The organism is Pseudomonadota bacterium, from assembly GCA_023229365.1.
Classification (GTDB): Bacteria; Myxococcota_A; Polyangia; order JAAYKL01; family JAAYKL01; genus JALNZK01.
Genome location: JALNZK010000151.1, coordinates 1 through 11,580, shown reverse-complemented (window position 1 = coordinate 11,580; position 11,580 = coordinate 1). Strand labels below are relative to the sequence as shown.

The 11,580-nt window shown below is 72.3% G+C and carries 9 protein-coding genes; 2 read left to right on the top strand and 7 right to left on the bottom strand.

What is annotated here, in order from left to right:
• The 4 genes from M0R80_28485 to M0R80_28470 form a co-directional block, all read right to left on the bottom strand.
• Positions 1 to 484: AMP-binding protein (locus M0R80_28485; protein ID MCK9463576.1), on the bottom strand; the 484-nt coding region annotated here is incomplete at its 3' end.
• Positions 481 to 2,721, bottom strand: coding sequence for a phosphate acyltransferase (locus M0R80_28480; protein ID MCK9463575.1), 2,241 nt, complete (start codon positions 2,719 to 2,721; stop codon positions 481 to 483). The genes M0R80_28480 and M0R80_28485, both read right to left, overlap by 4 nt.
• Positions 2,722 to 2,741: 20 nt before the next feature.
• Complete coding sequence (locus tag M0R80_28475) at positions 2,742 to 4,637, bottom strand: GNAT family N-acetyltransferase (protein ID MCK9463574.1); 1,896 nt, start codon at positions 4,635 to 4,637, stop codon at positions 2,742 to 2,744.
• The gene (locus M0R80_28470) at positions 4,637 to 6,733 is read right to left on the bottom strand and encodes an acetate--CoA ligase family protein (GenBank protein MCK9463573.1); all 2,097 of its coding nucleotides are present in this window, start codon (positions 6,731 to 6,733) and stop codon (positions 4,637 to 4,639) included. The genes M0R80_28475 and M0R80_28470 overlap by 1 nt, the downstream gene beginning before the upstream one ends.
• Before the next feature lie 157 nt (positions 6,734 to 6,890).
• On the opposite strand from M0R80_28470, the gene M0R80_28465 reads away from it, so the two are divergent.
• The gene (locus M0R80_28465; protein MCK9463572.1) at positions 6,891 to 7,496 is read left to right on the top strand and encodes a Maf family protein; all 606 of its coding nucleotides are present in this window, start codon (positions 6,891 to 6,893) and stop codon (positions 7,494 to 7,496) included.
• Complete coding sequence (locus tag M0R80_28460; GenBank protein MCK9463571.1) at positions 7,493 to 8,179, top strand: YggS family pyridoxal phosphate-dependent enzyme; 687 nt, start codon at positions 7,493 to 7,495, stop codon at positions 8,177 to 8,179. The genes M0R80_28465 and M0R80_28460 overlap by 4 nt, the downstream gene beginning before the upstream one ends.
• On the opposite strand, the gene M0R80_28455 is transcribed toward M0R80_28460, so the two are convergent.
• The 3 genes from M0R80_28455 to M0R80_28445 all read right to left on the bottom strand — a co-directional run.
• Positions 8,174 to 9,022 (bottom strand): response regulator, encoded by an 849-nt coding sequence (locus tag M0R80_28455; protein MCK9463570.1) that lies wholly within the window; start codon positions 9,020 to 9,022, stop codon positions 8,174 to 8,176. The genes M0R80_28460 and M0R80_28455 overlap by 6 nt on opposite strands.
• A gap of 49 nt (positions 9,023 to 9,071) precedes the next feature.
• On the bottom strand, positions 9,072 to 10,490 hold the full coding sequence (locus tag M0R80_28450) for an alkaline phosphatase family protein (protein ID MCK9463569.1): 1,419 nt from the start codon (positions 10,488 to 10,490) through the stop codon (positions 9,072 to 9,074).
• Positions 10,487 to 11,580, bottom strand: a 1,094-nt coding sequence (locus M0R80_28445) for a S41 family peptidase (GenBank protein MCK9463568.1), incomplete at its 5' end; no start/stop codon positions are given. The genes M0R80_28450 and M0R80_28445, both read right to left, overlap by 4 nt.

Below are 11,580 nucleotides of genomic sequence, written 5' to 3'. Positions count from 1 at the left end.
GGCCGGACGGCTGTGCGACGAGCCCGAGGCTGAAGCAGGCCAGCAGGGCGACCGCGAAATCCGGACCGCCCGCGGAGAGCACCTCGACCCGATCGCCCGCGACGAGCCCGAGGGCGCGGACCCGCGCCGCGAGCTCCCCGACGCGCTCGCCGAGCTGCGCCCGGGTCCAGGAGCGGATCTGCCCGTCGGCACCGGGCCACAGGAGGCAGGCCGCCTCGGCGTCGCCCGCCTTGAGGCAGACCTCGGCGAGGTTCAGCTCGCCGCCAGGAAACCAGTCGCCCGGCGCGCCCGACGAAGCCGGGGCCGCACGCCACGCGAGCTCGCCCGCGAGCCGCAGGAAGAAGGCGTCCGGCTCCTTCGCCGTCGCCGCGAGGAACTCCGACCAGCCTCGCTCGTCGGAAAAGAGCGCGCCTTCGGAGAGGGACGACGGCGGCGCGACGTGGAGCCGGGCGCCGAGCTTCTCCTTGAGGGAAAGGTCGCTCATCGGTTCGCCTCCTGTGCGGATCGCCTCGCGAGCACGATTGCGAACGCGATCGACGAGAGCTTCGATCTCGCGCTGTCACCCCGCGAGGTGAGGATGATGGGCGCCGCGCCGCCGATGACCGCGCCCGCGGTCGTGGCCCCGCCCGCCACGGTCAGGGACTTGTAGATCGCGTTCCCCACGTCTATCGTCGGCACGAGCAGCAGATCCGCGTCGCCCCGGATGAGGCCGCCGTAGTGCTTCTCGCGCGCCGCATCGGGGGAGAGGGCGAGATCCACGGAGATCGGGCCCTCGACGATGAGATCCGTGCGGCCCTCGAACCGCTCCGCGATCTTCCTTCCCTCGATGGAGGACAGCACCTTGTCGCTCGGCTTCTCCGTCGCGGAGATCACGGCGACCTTCGGCCGATCGATGCCGAGCGCCCGGAGCGCGACGAGCGAGTTCTCGAGGATCACGGCGCGCAGATCCAGATCCGGGTCCGGGTTCAGCGCCGCGTCCGCGATGGCGATCAGCTTGGAGCGGCCGGGGACGTCGAAGAGCCCGATGTGGCTCAGCTTCAGGCCGGGCCGGGCGAGCCCCCGGGCCTTCAGCCCGGAGAAGTAGCCCTTGAGGAGCTCCGCCGTGGTGACCGCGCCCTTCATGACGATGTCCGCGACGCCGTCCGCGTACAGCGCGACCGCCGTGTCCACCGGGCGCTGCGAGTCGACGACGAAGTAGTTCTCCTCGTCGATCGGGACGTCGAGCTCCCAGGCGAGGTCGGAGATCGATCCGTACGGGCCGACCAGCAGGAACCGCGCGAGGCGCACCCCGCCCTCGTTGTTGGCGAGCTTGGACGCGAGCAGGGCCTCCTCGTTGTCCGCGCCCGCGATGGCGATCACGGGCAGCGCGTCGCCGTCCTTCCCCGAGGCGGCGAGGATGATGTCGTTCACGGAGCACGCGCGGCGCCTCGGCACGGCGCGCTGCGCACGCTCCGCGCCGAAGAGCGCGGCGTCGAGGGCGCGGTCCTGCTCGGCGCGCTCGGCGGCGGTGCGATCGCGGATCGCGACGTAGTCCGCCGCGGCGGTCGGATCGGCGCACGCCCGAAGAAGCCCGGCGCAGAGCGCGCTCGTCTCCAGCGTGCCCGGCACGCACACGATGGGCGCGTCCAGCGGGATGTTGTTCACGACCGCCGCGGCGATCGCCGCGTCCTCGACGAGCTCGCCGGTGAGCACCACCGCGTCGACCGGCGCCCCCCCCGCAGCGAGCGCGAGGACGCCCGCCGCCGCCTCGCGGGCGAACGCCGGGCCGACCCACGCCTTCCGGCCCTCGTCGGAGGCGCCGGCGAAGATCGCGAGGCCGCCCCCTCCCGAGAGCACCTCGGCGGCGATCTCGTCGGATCGAAGGTCGTGGCTCGCGAGGCCGAGGAGCAGCTCCGCGAGGGGAAGCGCGCCCGAGGACGCCGCGCCGGGCAGCGCGCCGAAGCTCGGGGCCAAGCGCTCGAACCGGCCGCCCGCGATGCGCGCCGCGGAAGACTCGGGGCCGAGGTGGGCGGCGATGATCGTCAGCTCCGCGAGCGGCGCCCCCATCGCGTTCGCGACGAGGCTCGCCGCGGCCCGGAGGCTCGCGACGTGGGCCGTCTCGCCGCGCGATCTCAACCGCGACGACAGCACGAGCCGCTCTGCCGCGTCGACGAGACCGCTCGAGCGCGGATCCGTGGTCGTGCGGAGGGCGTCGGGGCCGATCTCGGCGGCGAGCAGGAGCGCGGTCGGGATCGCGAGGTTCGCCGGGTGGGCGAGCGCGCCGTGATCGAGATCCGAGACCATGTCTTCACACAGGCGGTAGGTGCCGGGGGGGACCGCCGAGAGGTAGCCGCCCGCCGCGGCGATCCCGGAGAGCTCGGAGAACCGCAGGCCGCGATCCGCGAACCAGCGGAGGACAAGGGCGGCGCGCGTCGCAGGGGAGTCCGTCGCGCCGTCCGATCTCGGGAGGATCGCCTCGTCGAGGAGCTTCGGCCCGACGTACACGGAAGCCCGCGTCGCGTCGGCGTTCGTCCTGACGACGAGGGAGCTCCACCCGGTGCGCCGCGCGACGCGCGCGGTCTCGCCGTCGAGGAGGGCGAGCACCGTGTCGTCCTCCGCGCCGGGCATCCTGCGCCCGAGGAGCTCGCGGATGCGCCCGTCGAGCCGCGCGCCGACGTCGGACGCGGCGGAGCGCACCGAGGCGCGTCGTTCAGCGAGTTCTTTCAGCGTCGTACCGTCCACGGGGAGCCTCCATGGCAACATCAATGGAAGTCGAGATCGAAGTGGTACACGTCGCCGACGAGCCGGCTCTTCACCTTGCAGCCGCAGTTGTGCAGGACCGTCTGCATCGCCTTGTTCTGCCGGAGCACCTCCGCCGTGAAGCCGGCGATGCCGTTGCGCCTCGCGACGGTCGTGAGGTAGCGCATCAGGAACGTGCCGATCCCGCGGCTGTGCCACGAGTCGCGCACGACGAACGCGACCTCGGCGCGGTTGGTCATCGGGTCGAGGAAGTACCCGCCCGTGGCGATGATCTCGTCGCCGTGCGCCTCCGGCACGGTGGCGACGAACGCCACTTCGTTCCGGTGGTCGATGAAGACGAAGTTCTGGAGCTGCTTCTGCGGGAAGCGCTTCAGGTGCGACATGAAGCGGTAGTAGACGCTCTGCTGCGACAGCGCGTAGAAGAGCTCCTTCATCGGCATCTCGTCCGTCGGGTGCATCGGCCGGATGCTCACCTGTGTCCCGTCCTCGAGGAGCACCTTCGTCCTGAGATCCTGCGGGCCGACGATGATCCGTCCCTCCACGTCCGCCATCTCGGAGCGCACGTACTTGAGGTCGATGGCTTCCCGCAGGAGCCGCGGCCGGTATGCGGGATCCGCGATCGCGATCAGCGCGAGCGCGCGTTCCTGGACGCTCTTCCCGTGGAGGTACGCGACGCCGTGCTCGGTGACCACGTAGTGGACGTCGCCGCGGGTCGTGACGACTCCGGCCCCGGGGCTCAGGCGGGAGACGATGCGGGAGATGGTCCCGTCGCGCGCCGTGGACGGCATCGCGATGATCGCCTTTCCGCCGGCGGAGTGGGCGGCGCCCCGGTTGAAGTCCACCTGCCCGCCGATTCCGGAGAAGAACCTGTCTCCGAGCGAGTCGGCGCACACCTGGCCCGTGAGATCGACCTCGAGCGCCACGTTGATCGCGACCATCTTCGCCTGACGTCCGATGAGGAACGGGTCGTTCACGTACTCGGTCGGGTGGAACGCGAAGACGGGGTTGTCGTGGATGTACGAATAGAGCCGCCGCGATCCCATGCAGAAGCTCGCCACGACCTTGCCGCGGTCGATGGACTTCCGCGCGCCGTTGATGACGCCGCTCTCGATGAGGTCGATGACCGAGTCGGTCAACATCTCCGTGTGGATGCCGAGATCCTTCCTGTCGCCCAGGAACTCGAGCACCGAGTGCGGGATCGAGCCGATGCCGAGCTCCATGGTCGCGCCGTCCTCGACCAGCGAGGCGACGAACCCGCCGATCCGCCGCGTGATCTCCGTCGGCGCCTTCGGCGTGAACTCGATGAGCGGCGCGTCGGTCGGGACGAGCACGTCGATGTCGTACACGTGCAGCGAGCTGTCGCCGTGGGTGCGCGGCATCGCGGGGTTCACCTGGGCGATCACGAGCCCGGCGTTCTCCGCCGCGCTCTTGACGATGTCGACCGAGATCCCGAGGGAGCACATGCCGCGCTCGTCGGGGGGGGTGACCTGGATGAGCGCGACGTCGAGCGGCATCTGGCCGGATCGGAACAGCCGCGGGATGTCCGACAGGAAGATCGGGGTGTAGCTGCCGAGACCCTCCTGGATGAAGTCCCTCACGTTGTCGGCGATGAAGAAGCTGTTGACCGTGAACGAGTGGCTCAGCTTCTTGTGCGCGTACGGCGCCTCGCCGATCGTCAGGAGGTGGACGATCTCCGTGTCCGGCAGCTCCGACGAGCGCAGGGTGAGCGCCTGGACGAGCTCCTGCGGCTGCGCGCACCCGGTCCCGATGAACACGCGCTGGCCCGGGCGGACGCGCGCGATGGCGTCTTTCGCCGTCGCGATCATGTGCGCGTACGTGTCCTGCCAGCCGGGATCGTGGGCCGGCCTGGGGATGTCGGTGATCGACCGCGACCGCATCAATGCTCCTCCGGCGCTCGACGCAGGGACATCCGCGCGCCGGCGACCACCGGCGCCGTCCCCTGCTTCCCGACGACGAGCGGGTTGATCTCGAGCTCGGCGACCTGCGGGAAGTCCGTGGCGAGCTGGCTCACGCGCTGCAGCCCGGTGGCGATGGCGTCGAGGTCGACGTTCTCGTCGCCGCTCCCGGTCAGGATGCCGTACGAGCGCGTGGAGCGCAGCATCTGCTGCGCCTCTTCCGCGGTGATGGGCGCCAGGTGGCAGGCGACGTCCTCCATCACCTCCACGAAGATGCCGCCCAGGCCGAACATCAGCATCGGGCCGAAGTGGGGATCGCGCTCCATGCCGAGGACGACCTCGCGGCCGCGCGGGCACATCTTCTCGACGTACACCCCCTCGAGCCGCGCGTCGGGAAACCGGTCCTTGATCCGCAGCACCGTGAGATCGAACGCGTCGCGCACCTGCTCGGGGTTGGCGAGGTTCAGGCGGACGCCGCCGTACGTCGAGCGGCGCTCGATGTCCGGCGAGTGGATCTTGAGCGCGACCGGGAACCCGATGCGTTCGGCGATCTCGATCGCCTCCTTCGCCGAGTCGGCGACCTGGCCGATCGGCGTGACGAAGTCGTAGGCGCGCAGGATTTCCTTCGCGTCGATCTCGTCGACGAAGAGCCGATCGGTGCGCGTGTGGCGGTTGATGATGCGCTCCACGCGGCGGCGGTTCACCGGGAAGCGCGTCACCATGCGCGGCGGCCGGCGGCGCCACGACGCGTACTCGCTGAGCGCGGAGACGGCGCGCACGGCGCGTCCCGGCGACGGGTACTCCGGGATCCCGGCGTCCCGCAGCACGCGGCGGGCGGGGCCGGTGGATGCGCCGCCGAGGAACACCGCGGCGAGCGGCTTGTCGGTGCCGTGCGCGTGCGCCGCGGCCTCCGCGAGCGCCTCGAGCCGCTCGGGGAAGAGCGGCGCCATCACGAGGACGGCGGCATCGACCTCGTCGGCCTGCTCGAGGATCCGCAGCACCTCCCCGAGCTTCTCCGGCGGGACGTCCCGCCCGACGTCGATCGGATTCGCGGGGGCGGCCGCCTTCCCGAGCGCCGCCGCGACGCGCGCGAGGGTCTCCTCGGAGAGCTCGACGAGATCGAGCCCGCACGAGCTCGCCGTGTCCGACGCCATCACCTCCGCGCCGCTCGTGTTGCCGACCAGGGCGAGCCGTTCGCCGCGGGGCAGGGGGGACGCGGAGAGCATCTTCGCGAAGTCGAAGAGCTCGTCGAAGTTCTCGGCGCGGACGACCCCCGAGCGCTTGAACGCCGCGGCGTACGCCATGTCGGCGGCGTGCGTCCCGACGAGGTGGCGGCGCATGGCGCGCTCGCCGGCCGGAGTGGTCCCGGCCTTGAGGAGCACCACGGGCTTGACCGAGGTGACCGCCTCCGCGACCTTGATGAACTGGTCTCCCGAGACGATGCTCTCGAGATAGCCGGCGACGATGCGCGTCTCTTCGTCCGAGGCGAAGAACGACAGGATGTCGCTCTCGTTGAGATCGGCCTCGTCGCCGAGGCTCGCGACCAGGCTCACGCCGAGGCCCCGCGCCGCGGCGAGGTCCAGGATGCCGGCGCACAGCGAGCGCGACTCGGAGAGCACCGCGACCGAGCCCGGCGGCGGCATCTGCGCGAAGAGGGAGGCGTTCATGCGGTGCGCCGTGTTCTGGACGCCGAAGGAGCCCGGACCGAGCAGCCGCGCGCCCCGGTACCTGCACGTCTCGACGAGGCCGACCGATCGCCTCCGGCCCTCCGCGTCGGAGAGATCCTCGGAGAGGACGACTATCGACCGCGCCCCGGCTTCGAGGGCGGCGTCGAGGTGGCGGCCGATCGCCTCGCGCCCGCTGCACAGGAGCGCGAGCTGGATCTCGACGCCCGATCCGGCGATCGAGGTGCGGGACGGGATCCCGGTGACGGCGCCGCCGTCCGGGACGACCGGGACGAGGGTGCCGCCGAAGCCGCCCGCCACGAGGTTGCCCACCAGCCTGTGGATCGGATCGCCCGGCGCGGCCGAGTCGCCGAAAACCGCTATCGCATCAGGGTAGAAGAGGGATTTGAGCATGGTGAACCCGACAGTTTCTACCACAGTCCCTCTCGCCGTGCCACGCGCGCGGAGAAATTCAGCGGGCGCGCTCGGGCGCCCTTTCGGGGGCACGCGGATCGCCTCCGCCGCGGCCCGTCGCGATTGACAGCGGGGCGCACCGGGCTAGGATTCCGGCATGGGAAGCCGGATCGACATCGTCCTCGCCTCCGCGTCCGCGCGGCGGCGACGGATGTTCGAGGAGATGGGGATCCCCTTCGAGGTCGTGCCGGCCGACATCGACGAGGCGATGGCCGCGGGCGAGGCGCCGGGCGCGTACGCCCTGCGGGCCGCGCGGGAGAAGGCGGGCGCCGTCGCGGAGACGCTCGCGCGGAAGGGCCGAACGCCGTGGATCGTCGGCGCCGACACGATCGTCGTCCTCGGCCGCGACGTGCTCACGAAGCCCGCGGATCGGGCCGAGGCGGAGGCGATGCTCGGGCGCCTCTCCGGGCGGGAGCACACCGTCATCACCGGGTGGGCCGTGGGTCGGCGCGGCGGGCCCTGGATCTCCCGGACCGCCGAGACGCAGGTCCTCTTTCACCCCCTCTCCAAGGAGCAGGTCCGGGGCTACGCCGCGACCGGCGAGGGCATGGACAAGGCCGGGGCGTACGCGATCCAGGGCATCGGCGCGTTCCTGGTGGCGCGCATCGACGGGGACTACTTCAACGTCGTCGGCCTCCCGATCTCGCTCGTGGCGCGCGCGCTCATCGAGGTCGGGGCGATGCCGGGGTTCCTCGCACCATGAGCGGGATCGCACGGGACCTCGACGAGGTGCGGGGGCGCATCGCGCAGGCCGCGCGGCGCGCCGGCAGGGATCCGGCGGAGGTGACGCTCGTCGCCGTCTCCAAGACCCACGGCCCCGACGCGATCCGGGAGGCGTACGCGGCCGGGCAGCGGGACTTCGGCGAGAACTACGCGCAGGAGCTCCGGGACAAGGCCGGCGCGCTCGCCGATCTCCCCGGGCTGCGGTGGCACTTCATCGGCCACCTCCAGCGCAACAAGGTGCGGCTTGTCGCGCCGTACGCCGCGATCGTGGAGACCGTCGACTCCGAGCGGCTCGCCGCGGAGCTGTCCCGGTTCGCCGTCGAGATCGGGCGGCGGATTGCCTGCCTCGTCCAGGTCAACGTCGGGGAGGAGGCGCAGAAGTCCGGGTGCGCGCCCGACGCCGCCCTGGCCGTGATCTCCGCCGTCGAGCGGGCACCGGGGCTCGAGCTCCTCGGGCTGATGACCCTGCCGCCCTTCGATCTCGACGCGGCCGGAACGAGCGTCCACTTCCGCGCGCTCCGCGCGCTGCGCGACGCTTGCGGCGGCGCTTCGCGCCTGCCGCACCTCTCGATGGGGATGAGCCACGACTTCGAGGAGGCGGTTCGCGAAGGCGCGACGATCGTCCGCGTCGGCACCGCGGTCTTCGGGGGACGCGGGCTATGATCGCGCCGCGGTCGCGGCGTCGTCGAGCAGCAGCCTGAGCTCCACGCGCACCTCGACGCGGGCGAGCAGCTCGGCCTCGGAGATCGGCTTCTCGACGAAGTCGTCGCCACCGGCCTCGAAGCAGCCGCGCCGACCGGCCGGATCGCCGTTCGAGATCAGGAGCAGGATCGGCAGATCGCGCCACGGATCGATGCTGCGAAGCTGCCTGCAGACCTCGAAGCCGTGCGCGTCGGAGAGCTCGGCGTCGATGATGGCGAGCTGGGGGCGCAGCTGTTCGAGAGCGCCCGCGAGCTCGGCGCGCTCCCCGATCGCGAAGACGGCCGCGCCGCGCGTGCGCAGCAGCGACGAGATGTGCTCCCGCGTCTCGGCGTCGCCGGAGGCGACGAGCACCGCCGCCCGGCCGGCGCCGAGGAAACGGGCGTCCGGTCCGGGCGGAGACGAGGAGAGCGGGCTCATGACCGGTGCCGTCGACGCGCGCCCGCCGAGGATCCCGCGGACGATCTGGATCAGCGCGTTCGGGTGGACCGGGCCCCGGACCACGACCGACGCGCCGCTCTGCGCCGCAGCGTCGTCGGGGTTCAGCGCGTTCTCGGTCGGCTCGAGCACGAGGACGAACTTCGCCCCGCAGCCGCCGTCGAGGAGCGACGTGACGAGGGCGACGCCCTCCTCGTCCGGCAGGCAGTTGTCGACCACGGCGACGTCGAATGCGCGGGCCGCGACATGGCTTCGCGCGCCGGCCGCCGTGCCGGCCTCGAACACGGCGCAGCCGAGACCGTCGAGCCTTCCCGCGAGCATCGTCCTATAGGCGGCGACACCGTCGACGAGGAGAACGTTTCCTTCCATGCTCGGACACCCCGGCCCCGCAGGGCGTTATCAAGGCACGATGGATTCATCATAGGATGGATCGCCCGGCGACACCAGCGGGAGCGTCGAGGCCCAGCGCGGCCGCGACCGTGGAGAACACGTCCTCCGCGCGGAGCCCGTCGATCCTCCCGGCGCGCGGGGCGCCCCTGCCGGCGATCGCGAAGATCCCCTCGAAGTCGTGGTTCGCGTCGTCCGACCCGCGATCGTCGCCCGCGAGGAACAGCGCGCCGTGTCCCACCGAGCCGGCCGACCTGAGGCCGAGGCGATCCCAGTAGACGGTGAGGTCCGGCGGGAACCTTTCGCAGCGGCGCGTCCCGTACAGCTCCTCGGGCGTCGCGGCGCGGGTGTCCAGGCGCTCGCCGGAGGGGCCGCGCAGCGCGAGGGCGCGCGCCTTGAGCTCCTCGCGCTCGGCGTCGAGCCGGGCGGGATCGACGACCCCGTGCGGGTCGCGGCCCGCGACGTTGAAGAAGATGCGCGAGTGGTACCCGCCCTCGCCGAAGGCGCGGGTGCGCGACCAGTCCACGCGGCACTCGGCGAGCGGCGCTGGCGTCCGCGGCGCGTCGAGCAGGCGGAGGTACCCCTCGCGGATCAGCCACTCGTTGACGCACACCGAGCCCCGGAGCGGCTGCACGCCGTGGTCCGAGACGACGAGCAGCGTCGCGTCCGGTCCCGCCGCCGCCGCGGTCCGCGCGATCTCCGCGTCGAGCGCCGCGTAGTAGTCGGACACGGCCCGTACGAGGGGGGAGCCCGGTTCGTGCCGCGGGTGGGTGGGCAGCGCCGCGCGCAGCGCCCCGTGGTGCAGCCGGTCCGGGCCGAGATCGACGATCATGGCGAACGCGGGCGCCCGCGTTTCGATGAGGTGGCGGAAGATCGCGAAGTGCTGTCGCGTCATCGCGGAGCACTCGGCAACGAGGCGCTCGCCGTCGCCCCCGCCGCGCGCCTCCACGTCGACGATGTACGCGCCGAACCGCGCCTCGAGCTCCTCCTTGAGCTCGGGAGGGGACGCGTACGGGCTCGCGGCGCTCGGCGTGAGGAAGCAGCTCGTGGAGAAGATGCCGGGGTGTGCGGGGGGCGGGTACGTGAGCGGGACCGAAACGACGGCGCACACGAGGCCGGCCGCCGCGGCGAGGTCCCACAGGCGCGGGTGCTCGAGATCCGCGGGCGTCACGAGCCCGAGCCGGTACGATCCGGGCAGCCGCTTCCTGAAGCCGTAGATGCCGAGCTCCGCCGGGGTCTTTCCGGTCGTCATCGAGACCCACGCCGGGACCGTGATCGGCGGATCGGTGGAGCGCAACGGCCCGAACGATCCGCGCGCGCACATCCCCGCGAGGAACGGCATCCGCTCCCGGTGCACGCCGAACGCGAGCTCGGGCGACACCGAGTCGAGGCCGACGACGACCACGCGCGGCGTCGCGCCCGCCCGGGTCGCGCCCGGATCTCCCGTCATCGCTTCTTGCCTTGCGCCTTCGCCGCCGCGGCCCGCGCCTGCCCGCGCACGATCTGGTACGCGATGCGCAGCTGGTAGTCGTCGATGGCAGGCCCCTCGGCCTCGCCGCCCGCTTCTCCCGCGAGGTGTCCGGCGAGATCCCGCTCGCCCGGCAGCGCGGCGAGCAGCTTCGTCTCCTCGTCGGGCGACGGCGCGTCGCGGGACTCGATCGCCACGTCCGGCGCGATCCCCTCGGCCTGGATGCTCCGGCCCTTCGGCGTGTAGTACTTGGCCACGGTCAGCTTGAGGAAGTAGCCGTCGTCGAGCGGGAACGGGTACTGCACCGAGCCCTTGCCGAAGCTCCTCGTGCCGACGAGCATCCCGCGCCCGTGGTCCTGGATCGCGCCGGCGACGATCTCCGCCGCCGACGCGCTGCCCTTGTCGAGGAGCACGGTCACGGGCACTTCCTCGAAGGCGCCGCCGCGCCCGGCGCGGTGCTCCTGGATGGCGTCGCCGCCGCGGCCGCGGATGACGAGGATGGCGCCCTCCGCGAGGAAGAGGTCCGCCACCTTGACCGCCTCGTCGACCGTGCCCCCGGGGTTGCGGCGCAGATCGAGGATCACCCCGTCGAGCCCGCCGCCCTCGAGCGTGAGCCGCTCGAGCCGGGCGCGCAGGTCCGACGCGGTCCCGGCCTGGAACTGCTTCACCCGCACGTGGGGGAAGCCGGGCGACACGAGCTTCGCCTCGACGCTCTTCACCTTGATCTGGGCGCGCACGACCTGCACGTCGAACGGCTCCGCGGCGGGCGGCCGCCGCACGCGGAAAGACACAGGCTCGCCTTCGCGGCCGCGGATGAGCGCCACCGCGTCCTCGAGCCCCATCTCCGCGGTCGGGGCGCCGTCGATGCTCACGATCTGGTCGCCGGGAGCCATCCCCGCTCGCTCCGCCGGGCTGTCCGCGAAGGGCGCGATCACGGTCATGACGCCGTCCTGCACCCCGACCTCGAGCCCGACGCCGCAGAACTCGCCGCGGATCTCGCCGAGGAACGCCTCGTACTCGGCGGGTGTCATGAACGCCGAGTGCGGATCGAGCGCGCGCCCCATGCCGGCCC

Coding starts and splice junctions, on each gene's coding strand:
- M0R80_28470 (MCK9463573.1), bottom strand. CDS start 6,733: ATGCTCAAATCCCTCTTCTACCCTGATGCGATAGCGGTTTTCGGCGAC.
- M0R80_28465 (MCK9463572.1), top strand. CDS start 6,891: ATGGGAAGCCGGATCGACATCGTCCTCGCCTCCGCGTCCGCGCGGCGG.
- M0R80_28475 (MCK9463574.1), bottom strand. CDS start 4,637: ATGCGGTCGCGGTCGATCACCGACATCCCCAGGCCGGCCCACGATCCC.
- M0R80_28450 (MCK9463569.1), bottom strand. CDS start 10,490: ATGACGGGAGATCCGGGCGCGACCCGGGCGGGCGCGACGCCGCGCGTG.
- M0R80_28455 (MCK9463570.1), bottom strand. CDS start 9,022: ATGGAAGGAAACGTTCTCCTCGTCGACGGTGTCGCCGCCTATAGGACG.
- M0R80_28460 (MCK9463571.1), top strand. CDS start 7,493: ATGAGCGGGATCGCACGGGACCTCGACGAGGTGCGGGGGCGCATCGCG.